This is a genomic window from Klebsiella sp. 10 (assembly GCF_018223925.1).
Lineage (GTDB): Bacteria > Pseudomonadota > Gammaproteobacteria > Enterobacterales > Enterobacteriaceae > Klebsiella > Klebsiella pneumoniae.
The window spans coordinates 129,097-143,051 of the sequence record NZ_JAGRRB010000011.1; the positions used below are offsets into that span (position 1 = coordinate 129,097).

At 56.2% G+C, this 13,955-nt stretch carries 16 protein-coding genes; 9 read left to right on the plus strand and 7 right to left on the minus strand.

The window, feature by feature from the left end:
* Positions 1 to 113: 113 nt before the first annotated feature.
* The 3 genes from KHQ26_RS12625 (at position 114) to KHQ26_RS12635 (ending at position 3,380) form a co-directional block, all read left to right on the plus strand.
* Positions 114 to 755, plus strand: a complete 642-nt coding sequence (locus tag KHQ26_RS12625) for a hydrolase (RefSeq protein ID WP_002890357.1) — start codon at positions 114 to 116, stop codon at positions 753 to 755.
* Between the two features lie 186 nt (positions 756 to 941).
* A complete protein-coding gene (locus KHQ26_RS12630) occupies positions 942 to 1,487 on the plus strand; it encodes an antibiotic biosynthesis monooxygenase (protein ID WP_002890365.1) in 546 nt (181 codons plus the stop codon).
* A 24-nt stretch (positions 1,488 to 1,511) separates the two neighbouring features.
* Complete coding sequence (locus KHQ26_RS12635; protein WP_004177270.1) at positions 1,512 to 3,380, plus strand: amidohydrolase; 1,869 nt, start codon at positions 1,512 to 1,514, stop codon at positions 3,378 to 3,380.
* Between the two features lie 58 nt (positions 3,381 to 3,438).
* Here the strand turns inward: KHQ26_RS12635 and fba are convergent, their stop codons facing one another.
* The 5 genes from fba to KHQ26_RS12660 form a co-directional block, all read right to left on the minus strand.
* The gene (fba, locus tag KHQ26_RS12640; RefSeq protein ID WP_004218830.1) at positions 3,439 to 4,293 is read right to left on the minus strand and encodes a class II fructose-1,6-bisphosphate aldolase; all 855 of its coding nucleotides are present in this window, start codon (positions 4,291 to 4,293) and stop codon (positions 3,439 to 3,441) included.
* A 35-nt stretch (positions 4,294 to 4,328) separates the two neighbouring features.
* Positions 4,329 to 5,291: a carbohydrate kinase family protein gene (locus tag KHQ26_RS12645; RefSeq protein ID WP_002890372.1), complete on the minus strand. Its 963-nt coding sequence runs from the start codon at positions 5,289 to 5,291 to the stop codon at positions 4,329 to 4,331.
* Between the two features lie 65 nt (positions 5,292 to 5,356).
* Positions 5,357 to 6,748, minus strand: coding sequence for a PTS ascorbate transporter subunit IIC (locus tag KHQ26_RS12650; protein WP_004151345.1), 1,392 nt, complete (start codon positions 6,746 to 6,748; stop codon positions 5,357 to 5,359).
* Positions 6,749 to 6,768: 20 nt separating this feature from the next.
* Positions 6,769 to 7,056 carry a PTS sugar transporter subunit IIB gene (locus KHQ26_RS12655; RefSeq protein ID WP_002890376.1) on the minus strand — a complete coding sequence of 96 codons (288 nt, stop codon included), beginning with the start codon at positions 7,054 to 7,056 and terminating at the stop codon, positions 6,769 to 6,771.
* A gap of 5 nt (positions 7,057 to 7,061) precedes the next feature.
* Positions 7,062 to 7,505 (minus strand): PTS sugar transporter subunit IIA, encoded by a 444-nt coding sequence (locus KHQ26_RS12660; RefSeq protein ID WP_002890380.1) that lies wholly within the window; start codon positions 7,503 to 7,505, stop codon positions 7,062 to 7,064.
* Positions 7,506 to 7,560: 55 nt separating this feature from the next.
* Here KHQ26_RS12660 and KHQ26_RS12665 point away from each other — a divergent pair, with 55 nt between their 5' ends.
* The gene (locus KHQ26_RS12665; RefSeq protein ID WP_004893917.1) at positions 7,561 to 7,728 is read left to right on the plus strand and encodes a hypothetical protein; all 168 of its coding nucleotides are present in this window, start codon (positions 7,561 to 7,563) and stop codon (positions 7,726 to 7,728) included.
* Positions 7,729 to 7,851: 123 nt separating this feature from the next.
* Here KHQ26_RS12665 and KHQ26_RS12670 read toward each other — a convergent pair whose 3' ends face one another.
* Entirely contained in the window at positions 7,852 to 8,454 is a 603-nt protein-coding gene (locus KHQ26_RS12670) for a peroxiredoxin (RefSeq protein WP_002890386.1), read from the minus strand.
* A gap of 127 nt (positions 8,455 to 8,581) precedes the next feature.
* Positions 8,582 to 9,163, minus strand: a complete 582-nt coding sequence (gene acpH / locus KHQ26_RS12675; RefSeq protein ID WP_004177269.1) for an ACP phosphodiesterase — start codon at positions 9,161 to 9,163, stop codon at positions 8,582 to 8,584.
* 74 nt (positions 9,164 to 9,237) lie between these two features.
* Between acpH and KHQ26_RS12680 the strand changes: the two genes are divergently transcribed.
* The 5 genes from KHQ26_RS12680 to secD all read left to right on the plus strand — a co-directional run bounded on the left by KHQ26_RS12680 (position 9,238) and on the right by secD (position 13,948).
* On the plus strand, positions 9,238 to 9,354 hold the full coding sequence (locus tag KHQ26_RS12680; RefSeq protein ID WP_004218831.1) for a hypothetical protein: 117 nt from the start codon (positions 9,238 to 9,240) through the stop codon (positions 9,352 to 9,354).
* 64 nt (positions 9,355 to 9,418) lie between these two features.
* Positions 9,419 to 10,483: a tRNA preQ1(34) S-adenosylmethionine ribosyltransferase-isomerase QueA gene (gene queA, locus KHQ26_RS12685; RefSeq protein ID WP_002890390.1), complete on the plus strand. Its 1,065-nt coding sequence runs from the start codon at positions 9,419 to 9,421 to the stop codon at positions 10,481 to 10,483.
* 108 nt (positions 10,484 to 10,591) lie between these two features.
* On the plus strand, positions 10,592 to 11,719 hold the full coding sequence (tgt, locus tag KHQ26_RS12690) for a tRNA guanosine(34) transglycosylase Tgt (protein WP_002890395.1): 1,128 nt from the start codon (positions 10,592 to 10,594) through the stop codon (positions 11,717 to 11,719).
* A gap of 22 nt (positions 11,720 to 11,741) precedes the next feature.
* Positions 11,742 to 12,074 carry a preprotein translocase subunit YajC gene (gene yajC, locus KHQ26_RS12695; protein ID WP_002890398.1) on the plus strand — a complete coding sequence of 111 codons (333 nt, stop codon included), beginning with the start codon at positions 11,742 to 11,744 and terminating at the stop codon, positions 12,072 to 12,074.
* 26 nt (positions 12,075 to 12,100) lie between these two features.
* Entirely contained in the window at positions 12,101 to 13,948 is a 1,848-nt protein-coding gene (secD, locus tag KHQ26_RS12700) for a protein translocase subunit SecD (RefSeq protein WP_002890400.1), read from the plus strand.
* Positions 13,949 to 13,955: the final 7 nt, after the last annotated feature.

Consider the following 13,955-nt stretch of genomic DNA (forward strand, 5'->3'; position numbering starts at 1 on the left):
TAATAACTTGTTAGAAATAACTGGCTATACTCACCATGCTTTATCAGTCAGGATCCACACGACGCATTAATCATCATGTCATCTTTTTAACTAATTGATTAAGAAGGTATTTAATGTCTATTCGTGAACTGCTCGATCCCACTAATTCCGCGCTTATCTTTATTGACCATCAGCCGCAAATGTCCTTTGGCGTGGCGAATATCGATCGCCAGACCCTGAAAAATAACACCGTGGCGCTGGCGAAAGCGGGCAAAATTTTTAATGTACCGGTGATTTATACCTCCGTAGAGACCAAAAGCTTTAGCGGCTATATCTGGCCGGAATTATTGGCCGTGCATCCTGACGTCAAGCCGATTGAACGTACCTCCATGAACTCCTGGGAAGACGATGCGTTTGTGGCAGCGGTGAAAGCGACCGGCCGTAAAAAGCTGGTGATCTCCGCTCTGTGGACCGAAGTCTGCCTGACTTTCCCGGCGTTGATGGCGCTGGAGGCGGGCTACGAGGTCTATGTAGTGACGGATACCTCCGGCGGCACCTCTGTCGACGCCCATGAGCGGTCTATTGACCGGATGGTGCAGGCGGGGGCGGTGCCGGTGACCTGGCAGCAGGTGCTGCTGGAGTACCAGCGCGACTGGTCGCGCAAAGCGACCTACGATGCGGTAATGGACCTGGTGCGCGAACACAGCGGCGCCTACGGGATGGGCGTCGATTACGCTTATACCATGGTGCATGGCGCGCCGGAGCGTAAAGCGTAAATCACTCCATCCTTCAGGCTGCTGCGTTGTTGGCTGCATTTGTCCGTCCCCAGCTACTGAATTTATTCAAGTTCACGGGGACGTGCCCGCCTGCCGCTTCAACGCAGCATGAAGGATGTTGTGTCAGATCATTTATGGAGAGTGGCAGGAGAAAACCGGCCATTTCCCTGAAGCAAGGAACTCGTCATGGCGCAGCAAAAATCGGTGACCCTGGTTATCAGCCATCTGCTCGATCCGCAACACAGCCAGCGCTACGAAGAGTGGCTCGGTAAAATTATGCCCATTGCGGCAGAATTTCCCGGCCATCTTGGGGCGAATGTGATCCGGCCCGCCGCAGGGCAGAATCTGTGGAGCGTCATAATCCGCTTCGATACCCTGGAGCACCTCTACGCCTGGACGCAGTCGGAAACCCGTCGGCAACTGGTGGCTGAGATTGCCCCACTGCTGACGGAAGGCGATCGGACTGAGGTGCGGACTGAACCGGCCTTCTGGTTTACCCCGCCGACGGTGAACGTACGCCAGCCGCGGCGCTGGAAACAGTTTCTGATCACCCTGCTGGTGATTTTCCCCAGCACCAACCTGGTGCCTGCGGTGACCGGCATGCTGCTGCCGTCGCTTAAGGGGAGCCTGCTGCTGCACCTCATCAATGATGCCTGCGTGGTTGCGCTGGTGGTCTGGTTCTGGATGCCCATCGTGACCCGCCTGTTTGCTGGCTGGTTGAAGAAAAACTGAGTCAGCCTCCTCAAGGAGTGCGTTATGTCGCAAACTGCCACACTGATTCTGACCCACGGTCAGATTCATACCCTCGATCGTGCGAATCCCCTGGCGGAAGCCGTGGCCATCGCCGACGGAAAAATTGTTGCCACCGGAAGTCACGATCGGATCATGAGCTTTGCCGCCGAGGGGACGCAAATCGTCGATCTCAAAGGGCATACGGTGATCCCGGGCCTCAACGATTCTCACCTGCACCTGATCCGCGGTGGGTTGAACTACAACCTTGAGCTCCGCTGGGAGGGCGTCCCCTCGCTGGCGGATGCCCTGCGAATGCTGAAGGATCAGGCGGATCGCACGCCGTCCCCGCAGTGGGTGCGGGTGGTCGGCGGCTGGAGCGAATTTCAGTTCGCCGAGCGGCGGATGCCGACCCTGGAAGAGCTGAACGAGGCGGCGCCTGATACGCCGGTGTTTGTGCTCCATCTCTACGATCGCGCGCTGTTGAACCGTGCGGCGCTGAAAGCCGTGGGGTATAGCAAAGAGACGCCGGATCCGGCGGGCGGCGAGATCGTCCGCGATAGCCACGGCAACCCGACCGGGATGCTGATCGCTAAACCGAACGCCATGATCCTTTACGCTACGCTGGCCAAGGGGCCGAAGCTGCCGCTGGATTTGCAGCTGAACTCCACCCGTCAATTTATGCGCGAGCTGAACCGACTGGGGCTGACCAGCGCCATCGACGCCGGCGGCGGCTTCCAGAACTATCCGGAAGATTACGAAATTATCGAACAGCTGCACGCGAAAGATCAGATGACCGTGCGCATCGCCTACAACCTGTTTACTCAGCGGCCGAAGCAGGAGCTGGAGGATTTCGAACGCTGGACCGACATGCTGAAGCCGGGGCAGGGGACTGACTTCTATCGCGCCAACGGCGCCGGCGAGATGCTGGTATTTTCGGCGGCGGATTTTGAAGATTTCCTGCAGCCGCGGCCGGATCTGCCGCAAGGCATGGAGGATGAGCTGGAGCGGGTGGTACGCCATCTGGTGGAGCATCGCTGGCCGTTCCGCCTGCATGCCACCTACGATGAGTCCATCAGCCGGATGCTGGACGTGTTTGAGAAGGTGAACCGCGATATCCCGTTTAATGGCCTGCACTGGTTCTTCGATCATGCCGAGACCATTACCGAGCGTAACATTGAGCGGGTGAAGGCGCTGGGGGGCGGTATTGCGGTGCAGCATCGGATGGCCTTCCAGGGCGAATATTTTGTCGATCGCTACGGCAAAGAGGCGGTGAAACATACCCCGCCGGTAGCAAAGATGCTGGCGCTGGACGTGCCGGTGGGGCTGGGCACCGATGCGACCCGCGTCGCCAGCTATAACCCGTGGACCGCGCTGTACTGGCTGGTCTCCGGGCGCACCGTTGGCGGGATGGCGATGTATGACGACGCCAACCGCCTGCCGCGCGATGTCGCGCTGGAGCTGTGGACGGCGGGCAGCGCCTGGTTCTCCAGCGAGCAGGGCAAGAAAGGCCGTCTGGCCGCCGGTCAGCTTGCCGATCTGGTGGTGCTGTCGAAAGACTACTTCAGCGTCGCGGAAGAGGAGATCAAAGGCATTGAGTCGGTGCTGACGGTGGTTGACGGCAAAGTGGTCTATGCCGCCGGTCACTTCTCGCCGCTGGCGCCGCCGCCTATTCCGGTGCTGCCGGAGTGGTCGCCGGTGGTGAAGGTCCCGGGCCATTACCGTTCCGCTCCGCCGGCGACGGCTAAAATCGGCGCCATGGTGCAGATGCACCAGTGCTGCGGTAGCTGTGGCGTCCACGGCCATCAGCATGATATTGCGCGTAAGTCGTCGATTCCGGTCTCTGACGAGCAGGCCTTCTGGGGCGTGCTGGGCTGCTCCTGCTTTGCCTTTTGATACCTGAAACCACCGCCCCGGCAGCGTCGGGGCGGTGGTTTCAGCCGCTGGCCCGGCGTCAATAGCGCTGCTCTGAGCCAAAGAGCGCCATGCGGCGGGCAATCATCTCGCGTACCGGCTGCAGTCCCTGGGCGATGACTTTCCGCGGATCGTTCACATCGTGCCCGGTGTCGGCGGCGAAAATTGCTTTCACCTGTTGGCACCAGGCGTACATATTTTCGGTATTAACGTTAATCTTGGCGGTGCCGCAGGCAATCGCCCGGCGCATATCCTCATCGGCAATTCCGGTGCCGCCATGCAGCACCAGCGGAACCTTCACCTGCTCGGCAATGGCTTTCATCTCGGTAAATCCCAGCCGGGCTTTACCTTTATACAGACCATGGGTGGAGCCCAGCGCGGCGGCGAGGCAATCCACCTGGGTTTCTGTCACCAGGGTGTAGCACTCCTGCGGATCGGCGTAGATGACTTCGGAATTGACAATGCCGTCTTCACTGCCGGCGATGGTCCCCAGTTCGGCCTCCACAGAGATACCTTTGCTGTGGGCCAGCGTCACCAGGTGGCGGGTAATGGCCAGGTTTTCCCTGAACGGCAGATGCGAGCCATCAAACATAATGGAACTGAAGCCGGCGGCGATCGCCGCTTCGCAGGCCTCCCGGGAGGTGCCATGATCCAGATGCAGCGCCACCGGAACATCAATATGCAAATACTCCATGGCGTTAACCACAATGTCATGAATACATTTTAACCCGAGCATATGCTTAACCGTGCCGCCGGACACCCCCAAAATAACCGGTGAGCGGCACTGCTGGGCGGTGCTTAATACGGCGCCGACCCATTCCAGATTATTAATGTTGAACTGACCGACGGCGTAGCCGTCCCGCAGGGCATGCTGAAGCATGTCCTTCATCGACACTAACATATTCACCTCTTGATATTTATTAAATGCAGTTATTCTTCAAAATATTGCGTTAAGTTTCTCTCGTAGCTATTTAACGAGTGGTGGACGACCGCCAGGTCCGGCATCGATTCCCGAACCCCTTTTTTCTCAATAGAAATGGCGGCGGTCAGGCTGGCAAATAAAATAATGTTATCGATATGCCATGAGTAATGGACGCCATAGGTGAAGGCGCCGTGAAATACATCCCCGGCGCCGGTGGTATCAACGGCATTGCACAGCCAGGACGGGACGATCTGCAGCATACCGCTTTTTAAAAAAGCGCAGCCTTTTTCGCCAAGGGTAATAAATGCTTCACCGCGGCAAATTTTATTCAACTCAATCAGGGCCGCTTTAATTTCTGCTTCGGTGCTCAGCGAGCGATAGCTCATATAATCGCGGGCGAAATGTTCGCTCACTACAAAATAGTCAGTCCAGGCCGCCAGTTTAATATTGCTGGCGCGCAGTGACCCGCCGTCCATCACGACCCTGGCGTTGGGCAGTTTCTTAATTAAATATTCACTGATTTCCGCCTCATGGCCGTCAATTAAAATGGTAACCGGCTCCTCGCTGGCAATCAGTCGCTCGGCGAGGTCGTCCAGTTTGAGCTTTTGCTCGTAGGTCAGGGAAGGCGGCGTTTGCATCTTGCGGGTAATAATTGTCCGCGAACCCGTTAAGCGATTGACCAGCACCGAGGCCAGCGGGGTGATCATGTCATCGGAGAAAACCACCTGGCTGGTATCCACCCCCGCCTCGGCAAACTCATCGATAATGCGCTGACCGTAAAGGTCCTGCTGCAGATGACCAATGTAATAAACCTCCTCGCCCCATAATCCCAGCAGCCAGGCCGCATTGGCCGCCGGACCGCCGCCGCTTTCAATAAAATCATGACAAAAGTTTTTGGTATTCTCCTGGGGCCATTCATTGAGAAAGAAAAACTGATCGAAACAAGCAAATCCAATGGACAAAATAGCCATAACCACTCCTGATTATTTGTCAGCGGCGGAAAGCGTGGCCCTCCCGCCGGGAAAAATGACCTCGCTTATTCATTTTTCTGCTTCGCCGTCAGCTCCTCATAGCTGAGCGTGTTGCCCACCACCTGGACGTGACGGAAGCAGAAAGGCGCCAGCAGCGCGACGAGCAGCGCCAGACAAATCAGATAGATAGTGATCTGACCAAACTGGGTGAACGCATTCCCGATAATGATGCCCCATACCGCGAAGTCGAAATCGGCGAAGGTGCTGTTTTCAAACCCGAGGTTGCCGAGCGCCGGCAGCAGCATCGCCGGCAGGAAGGCGAGGAAGATCCCGCCGATAAAGGAGGCGATGATACATCCGCGCTTCCCCCCCAGTTTGTCGGCGAAGACGCCGGACGTGCCGCCGCAGAAGAAGTGCGGGACCATGCCGGGAATAATCAGCGCCATGCCCAGCCCGCCGAGCAAGAGCATCCCGACCAGCCCGCCCACAAAGGAGCTGATGAATCCCACCACCACCGCGGTGGGGCTAAAGGTGAAGAACACCGCGCAGTCAACGGCCGGGATGGAGTCCGGGATCAGCTTCTGGCTGATGCCCTGGAACGCCGGCACCAGATCGCCGAGGATCAGCCGCACGCCGTTATAGACAATGGCTACGCCAACGGCGAACTGCAGACCGGTCAGCACCGAGAAGATCAGCATGTTTTGGTCGGTGATGGTGCTCAGGTACGCCGACCCGGCGACAGCGCTGCAGACAAAGTAGATAACAAACATCACGATACCGGTGGTGACCGTGGTATCGCGCAGAAAGCCCCACTTTTCTGAAATTTCGGTATCGGCGAAGGAATTTGCCGGATTGCCGGTCCGGCTGGCGATCCATGCCGAGAGGTAGTAGCCGAGAGAACCGAAATGGCCCATGGCGATCCCGCCGTCTTCGGTTACCTGTCTGGTGTAACGCTGACCGATGGCCGGGGAGATGGCTGACCATGAGCCCAACAGGAATCCACCGATCAGGATCAACATCCAGCCCTGGAACTCTGCCGCCTGCAGAACGGCGGAGAACAGGCAGGCGAGAAAGAACGAATGATGGCCGGTCAGAAAGATATATTTATACTTGGTACAGCGGGCGATAATCAGGTTGAAAATAAAGCCTAACAGCAAAATACTCATGGTTTCCACGCCCAGCATTTTCTGGGCGACGGAGACAATGGCTTCATTGTTCGGAATAACGCCGCGGATATTAAATCCGGCCTCGATAATACCGCCCAGCGGATTGAGATTGGCAACGATAACGCCTGCCCCAGCGCTCAACATCAAATAGCCTAAAATCGGCTTTAATGTGCCGGTAAGCAGTTTGTTACCGGGGGAGCGCAGCGCCACTAAACCAACAAAGGCGATAAGCCCCATTAAAAAGGCGGGTTGACTGAATATTTCCGTTAAAAAACTAAGAATAGCCTGCATGGTCGTTCCCTCTATGCTGATTAAGAGTGAGTCGCAGCAATTTTCATCAGCGCGTCGGTAATATCCTCGGCGATCTTCGCTTTATGGACGTAGCTGCGAATGATGGCGACATGACAGTGGGCCGGAAATTGATTTGCCAGTTCTTTTATCGTGACGTAAAGGTCGGCTTTTTCCCCGACGGCGTTAGCAAAATCGACCGAGGCGACGTCCGCTTTGATGCCTAATTCGTCACAGATCTTTTTCACATTATTCGCAGCCATCAATGAGCTGCCAATACCGTTACCACAAACCGTTCTGATAACTAACATAATGACTACTCCATTTGTTTTTGAATGAAATGTAAGACTGAATTAACGTCATTTTCCTGCTGAAGAAAGGTCACAATATCTGACTCGATCAGCGAGGCTATCAGTTGGATCATTTTGATATGACTGTCAGCATCGGCGCCGGCGATCGCGATGACCACGGAAACCGGATCGAACTCATCGTGGCCGAAGGAGATTGGCGTGGCGGTGGTGACAAGTGAGAACCCGGTCTGTAATGCCCCTTTTTCCGGGCGGGCATGCGGCATGGCAATCCCGTCATCTATCACGATGGCGGCGCCAAAATCTTCATATACCGTCAGCATCTCGTTGACATATTCGGCACTGCAAATCTGGCGCCTGGCAAGTAATGAACCCGCCAGTTCGATGGCTTCTTCCGCACGGGAAATATTCTGCTTAAGGGCGATTAACGACGGGTCAAAAATAATTTCCATCCTCAGCTCCTGAACGTATTCCTGTTCCTGAGTTAAATCATGACCAAATACATTGATGAAAATGATGGATGAGATCACATCCGCGGTTTTAAATATTGATGGGGATCACATCGACGGCAAAGTACCGGCAGAAAACGATATAAATAATTTATATATTTTTCAGTCTGTTATGAAGGCTTTGTATTTTGACGCTGAAATTTGGCAGAGAAAAAGTGAGAGGTAGAGCGAATTTTTTCGCCAGAAGTGTATCGCTGGTCACAAATATCGGCGGGTCATTTTCTTAAATTTTGACGCCGCTAACAAAAAAGGCCCGCCTGAGCGAGCCTTTTATTAAAACGCGTGCCGATTACAGGCTGGAAACGTTTTCGGTCAGGTATTTTGCAACGCCTTCCGGAGAGGCGGCCATACCTTCTTTTCCTTTTTCCCACTGCGCCGGGCAGACTTCGCCGTGCTCTTCGTGGAACTGCAGGGCGTCAACCATACGCAGCATTTCGTCGATGTTACGGCCCAGCGGCAGGTCGTTAACCACCTGATGACGAACGATGCCGTTGGCGTCGATCAGGAAGGAGCCGCGCAGCGCTACGCCTTCGTCCGGATGCTCAATACCGTAAGCTTTCTGGATTTCACGTTTGATGTCAGCAACCATCGCGTATTTAACCGGGCCGATACCGCCCTGGTCTACCGGGGTGTTACGCCATGCGTTGTGCACGAACTCGGAGTCGAAGGAAACGCCAACCACTTCCACGCCGCGTTTCTGGAATTCTTCGTAACGTTTGTCGAACGCGATCAGCTCAGACGGGCACACGAAGGTGAAGTCCATCGGCCAGAAGAACAGAACGGTAGGTTTACCGTTGGTGTGCTGTTTGAAATTGAATTTCTCAACGATCTCACCATTACCCAGCACAGCGGCTGCAGTAAAATCCGGCGCTTGACGAGTGACCAGAACCATTTGATTCTCCTGTAATTACTAAGGTTATTTGGAACGCAACGCGGGCAAGTATAGAGCCTGCCCGGCAATAACACAAAGAGGCGCTAACAATCGTTCAGCCAGCTTTTACCTATCAATGACGTGGCTATTACAGCTGTTTGTTTTCTGCCAGGCGCATCATCTGCGGATAAAAGCGCCAGAACTGCGTCTCCAGACGGTCGTAATGGATATCCAGATCCTGCCAGGAGTCGCGTAGCGCCTCGAGACGTGGACGGCGGCTGGCCATGCCGTTCAGCACGCGCTGAATAAAATCCATTTCCCGATAGCGCTCCAGCCAGCGCTCCGACCACAGATATTGATTGAGATTGACGAAGCGGGGCGGCGAGTCGGGCAGGATGGGGACGATCTGCCGCTCGGCGTAGCGTACGAACTCGTCCAGCGGCAGGTCAGGGGAGAGCTGCGTCCAGTGCTGGGACAGGAAATGATCCCACATGACGTCGAGGGTGATGGGGGCGACGCGGCGGGTCTGCGGGCGAAACCACTCCCGCGCCTCTTTGACTTCCGCCAGGTTGTCAGTCATCACGTCAATCCGCCGATGCATAAAGATGCCGTCGATGATCTCCGCCGGATAGTCGCCCTGCGGGTTGCCGCGCACGAAGTCGGCCATCAGGTTGCCGGGCAGCGAACTGTCGGCGAGATGGGCCAGGTGCAGGTGGGCGAGAAAATTCATAAAACGACATCCTTTAAATACGAGCGGGCAGGTGGAAACACCGATGTTGCGCTGAACGCCGCCTCGGTGGCCGAATGGCATGCTGTCTGGCCGCGCGCGGCACCTTTGCCACCGGTAAGGCATTCGGTTGCCGCATGGCGGCATTCGGAATGATTTGGAATATAGATTATGTCATTCATCCGGAGGGGTAAAGGTTGCAGCCAGACCGCCCCGGCACTAGACTACCCGCCTCTTTATTCAGTCTGAGTTACCGTCATGCGCGTTACCGATTTTGCTTTTGAACTACCCGAATCTCTGATCGCCCACTATCCGATGCCTGAGCGCAGTAGCTGTCGCTTGCTCTCCCTGGACGGGCCGACGGGCGCGCTGACGCATGGCACCTTCACCGACATTCTCGATAAGCTTAATCCCGGCGATCTGCTGGTGTTTAACAACACCCGGGTGATCCCGGCGCGTCTGTTCGGTCGTAAGGCCAGCGGCGGCAAGATTGAAGTGCTGGTGGAGAGGATGCTGGATGATAAGCGCATTCTGGCCCATATTCGCGCCTCAAAAGCGCCGAAGCCGGGCGCCGAGCTGCTGCTGGGCGATGACGAGAGCATTAAGGCCACGATGCTGGCGCGTCATGGCGCGCTGTTTGAAGTGGAGTTTAACGACGAGCGCCCGGTGCTGGAGATCCTTAACGGGATCGGCCATATGCCGCTGCCGCCCTATATTGACCGCCCGGACGAAGACGCCGACCGCGAGCTCTATCAAACCGTCTATGGCACCAGGCCGGGCGCGGTAGCCGCCCCGACCGCCGGTTTGCATTTCGACGAACCGCTGCTGGACAAACTGCGCGCCAAAGGCGTTGAGATGGCGTTTGTCACCCTGCATGTGGGCGCGGGCACCTTCCAGCCGGTGCGCGTCGACAGCATTGAAGAGCACACCATGCACTCCGAATATGCTGAAGTGCCGCAGGAGGTGGTCGATGCGGTGCTGGCGGCGAAAGCGCGCGGCAACCGCGTGATCGCGGTGGGCACCACCTCGGTACGTTCGCTGGAGAGCGCGGCGCAGGCGGCGAAAGACGCGCTGATCGCGCCGTTCTTCGACGATACGCAGATTTTCATCTACCCGGGTTATCAGTACCAGGTGATCGATGCGCTGGTGACTAACTTCCATCTCCCTGAATCCACCCTGATTATGCTGGTGTCGGCGTTTGCGGGTTATCAGCACACCATGAACGCCTATAAGGTGGCGGTTGAGCAGAAATATCGCTTTTTTAGCTACGGGGATGCGATGTTTATCACGTACAATCCGCAGGCTATTTCTGAGCGTCCCTGAAAAGGCCGGTACGCCGGCTTGTAGACGCCATAACGCATTTTTTAGCTACGGAATCATTCCGTGGCGAGTATGAAAACGTCGGACTGTTTTTCTGACGCAGGAGCAAGCATGAAATTTGAACTGGATACCACCGACGGTCGCGCCCGCCGCGGTCGCCTGGTGTTTGAGCGCGGCGTGGTGGAAACACCGGCCTTTATGCCCGTTGGCACCTACGGCACCGTCAAAGGGATGACGCCGGAAGAGGTGGAAGCCACCGGCGCGCAGATTATTCTCGGCAACACCTTCCACCTGTGGCTGCGCCCGGGTCAGGAGATCATGAAGCTGCACGGCGATCTGCACGATTTTATGCAGTGGAAAGGACCGATCCTGACCGACTCCGGCGGTTTCCAGGTGTTCAGCCTTGGCGATATCCGTAAGATCACCGAGCAGGGCGTCCACTTCCGCAATCCGATCAACGGCGATCCGATTTTCCTCGATCCGGAAAAATCGATGGAGATTCAGTACGATCTCGGCTCTGACATCGTGATGATCTTCGACGAATGTACGCCGTACCCGGCGGACTGGGATTACGCCAAGCGCTCAATGGAGATGTCTCTGCGCTGGGCGAAGCGCAGCCGCGACCGTTTCGATAGCCTTGGCAATAAAAATGCGCTGTTCGGCATTATTCAGGGTAGCGTTTACGAAGATTTACGCGATATCTCGGTGAAAGGTCTGGTAGAGATTGGCTTTGATGGCTACGCTGTCGGCGGTTTGGCGGTTGGTGAGCCGAAGGAAGACATGCACCGTATTCTGGAGCACGTCTGCCCGCAGATCCCGGCCGATAAACCACGATACCTGATGGGCGTCGGGAAGCCGGAAGATCTGGTGGAAGGGGTACGTCGCGGTATCGATATGTTCGACTGCGTCATGCCGACGCGCAACGCGCGTAACGGCCACCTGTTCGTCACCGACGGCGTGGTGAAAATCCGCAACGCGAAGCACAAAAGCGATACCGCGCCGCTGGACGCCGAGTGTGATTGCTATACATGTCGCAATTATTCACGCGCTTACTTGCATCACCTCGACCGTTGCAACGAAATATTGGGCGCGCGTCTCAATACCATTCATAACCTGCGCTACTATCAGCGTTTAATGGCTGGTTTACGCAAGGCTATCGAAGAGGGTAAATTAGAGAGCTTCGTGACCGATTTTTACCAACGTCAGGGGCGCACCGTGCCTCCTTTGAACGTTGATTAATTTTAATAATGAGGGAATTTCAATGAGCTTTTTTATTTCTGATGCGGTAGCGGCAACGGGTGCACCGGCGCAGGGCAGCCCGATGTCTCTGATTCTGATGCTGGTGGTGTTCGGTCTGATTTTTTACTTCATGATCCTGCGTCCACAGCAGAAGCGCACCAAGGAACATAAGAACCTGATGAACTCCATCGCCAAAGGTGATGAAGTGCTGACCAACGGCGGTCTGGTCGGTCGCGTGACCAAAGTAGCGGAAACTGGCTACATTGCTATCGCGCTGAACGATACCACTGAAGTGGTTATCAAACGTGACTTCGTTGCTGCCGTTCTGCCGAAAGGCACCATGAAGGCGCTGTAATCTAACTTTTCCCAAAGGGAACTGCCGTGTTAAACCGTTATCCTTTGTGGAAGTACGTCATGCTGGTCGTCGTCATTGTCGTCGGCCTGATCTATGCGCTTCCCAACCTGTATGGTGAGGATCCGGCTGTTCAAATCACTGGCGCGCGCGGCGTCGCCGCCAGTGAGCAAACGCTGATCCAGGTCCAGAAAACTTTACAAGAAGAAAAAATAACCGCGAAGTCTGTGGCACTGGAAGAGGGCGCTATTCTTGCGCGCTTCGACACCACTGATACCCAGCTGCGCGCGCGCGAAGCGCTGCTTAACGTGCTGGGTGACAAATACGTCGTGGCGCTGAACCTTGCTCCGGCAACCCCACGCTGGCTGGCGGCGCTCTATGCCGAGCCGATGAAGCTGGGTCTTGATCTGCGCGGCGGCGTGCACTTCCTGATGGAAGTCGACATGGACACCGCGTTAGGCAAACTGCAGGAACAGAACATCGATAGCCTGCGCAGCGAGCTGCGCGACAAAGGCATTCCTTACGCGACCGTGCGTAAAGAAGACAACTACGGTCTGAGCATCGTCTTCCGCGACAGCGCGGCGCGCGACCAGGCTATCTCTTATCTCAGCCCTCGCCATCGCGATCTGGTTATTTCCTCTCAGGGTGACAACAGCCTGAAAGCGGTGATGACCGATGAGCGCCTGAAAGAAGCCCGTGAGTACGCGGTTCAGCAGAACATTAATATCCTGCGTAACCGTGTGAACCAGCTGGGCGTCGCCGAGCCGCTGGTTCAGCGTCAGGGCGCTGACCGCATCGTGGTTGAGCTGCCGGGTATCCAGGATACCGCGCGTGCGAAGGAAATCCTTGGCGCGACCGCGACCCTCGAGTTCCGTCTGGTCAATACTAACGTGGACCAGTCCGCCGCCGCCTCTGGCCGCGTGCCGGGCGACTCGGAAGTGAAGCAGACGCGTGAAGGCCAGCCGGTAGTGCTGTACAAGCGGGTGATCCTGACCGGGGACCATATCACCGACTCGACCTCCAGCATGGATGAGTACAACCAGCCGCAGGTTAACATCTCGCTGGACAGCGCGGGCGGTAACATCATGTCTAACTTCACTAAGGACAACATCGGCAAGCCGATGGCGACCCTGTTCGTGGAGTATAAAGACAGCGGTAAGAAAGACGCTAACGGTCGCGCTATCCTGGCGAAAGAGGAAGAGGTGATTAACATCGCCAACATCCAGTCGCGTCTGGGTAACAGCTTCCGTATCACCGGTATCAGCAATCCGAACGAAGCGCGTCAGCTGTCGCTGCTGCTGCGTGCCGGCGCGCTGATTGCGCCGATTCAGATCGTCGAAGAGCGGACTATCGGCCCAACCCTGGGAATGCAGAACATCAAGCAGGGTCTGGAAGCCTGTCTGGCCGGTCTGGTGGTCTCTATCCTGTTCATGATCCTCTTCTATAAGAAGTTCGGCCTGATTGCGACCTCGGCGCTGATTGCCAACCTGATACTGATTGTCGGCATTATGTCCCTGATCCCGGGGGCGACGCTGACCATGCCGGGCATCGCGGGTATCGTGTTAACCCTGGCGGTGGCGGTCGATGCTAACGTTCTGATCAACGAGCGTATCAAAGAAGAGCTGAGCAACGGGCGTACCGTTCAGCAGGCGATTGACGAAGGTTATCGCGGCGCGTTCAGCTCGATCTTCGACGCCAACGTGACGACGCTTATCAAAGTGATCATCCTGTACGCGGTCGGTACCGGTGCCATTAAAGGGTTTGCGATTACCACCGGTATCGGTATCGCGACCTCAATGTTTACCGCTATCGTCGGCACCCGTGCCATCGTGAACCTGCTGTACGGCGGCAAGCGCGTTAAAAAGCTGTCTATCTGAGGAGTGC

What these genes read in the sequence shown, in the direction of transcription:
- KHQ26_RS12625 (WP_002890357.1), top strand. Translation starts at nt 114, where the DNA reads ATGTCTATTCGTGAACTGCTCGATCCCACTAATTCCGCGCTTATCTTT.
- KHQ26_RS12630 (WP_002890365.1), top strand. Translation starts at nt 942, where the DNA reads ATGGCGCAGCAAAAATCGGTGACCCTGGTTATCAGCCATCTGCTCGAT.
- KHQ26_RS12635 (WP_004177270.1), top strand. Translation starts at nt 1,512, where the DNA reads ATGTCGCAAACTGCCACACTGATTCTGACCCACGGTCAGATTCATACC.
- KHQ26_RS12645 (WP_002890372.1), bottom strand. Translation starts at nt 5,291, where the DNA reads ATGGCTATTTTGTCCATTGGATTTGCTTGTTTCGATCAGTTTTTCTTT.
- KHQ26_RS12650 (WP_004151345.1), bottom strand. Translation starts at nt 6,748, where the DNA reads ATGCAGGCTATTCTTAGTTTTTTAACGGAAATATTCAGTCAACCCGCC.
- KHQ26_RS12655 (WP_002890376.1), bottom strand. Translation starts at nt 7,056, where the DNA reads ATGTTAGTTATCAGAACGGTTTGTGGTAACGGTATTGGCAGCTCATTG.
- KHQ26_RS12660 (WP_002890380.1), bottom strand. Translation starts at nt 7,505, where the DNA reads ATGGAAATTATTTTTGACCCGTCGTTAATCGCCCTTAAGCAGAATATT.
- KHQ26_RS12665 (WP_004893917.1), top strand. Translation starts at nt 7,561, where the DNA reads ATGAAAATGATGGATGAGATCACATCCGCGGTTTTAAATATTGATGGG.
- KHQ26_RS12670 (WP_002890386.1), bottom strand. Translation starts at nt 8,454, where the DNA reads ATGGTTCTGGTCACTCGTCAAGCGCCGGATTTTACTGCAGCCGCTGTG.
- acpH (WP_004177269.1), bottom strand. Translation starts at nt 9,163, where the DNA reads ATGAATTTTCTCGCCCACCTGCACCTGGCCCATCTCGCCGACAGTTCG.
- KHQ26_RS12680 (WP_004218831.1), top strand. Translation starts at nt 9,238, where the DNA reads ATGGCATGCTGTCTGGCCGCGCGCGGCACCTTTGCCACCGGTAAGGCA.
- queA (WP_002890390.1), top strand. Translation starts at nt 9,419, where the DNA reads ATGCGCGTTACCGATTTTGCTTTTGAACTACCCGAATCTCTGATCGCC.
- tgt (WP_002890395.1), top strand. Translation starts at nt 10,592, where the DNA reads ATGAAATTTGAACTGGATACCACCGACGGTCGCGCCCGCCGCGGTCGC.
- yajC (WP_002890398.1), top strand. Translation starts at nt 11,742, where the DNA reads ATGAGCTTTTTTATTTCTGATGCGGTAGCGGCAACGGGTGCACCGGCG.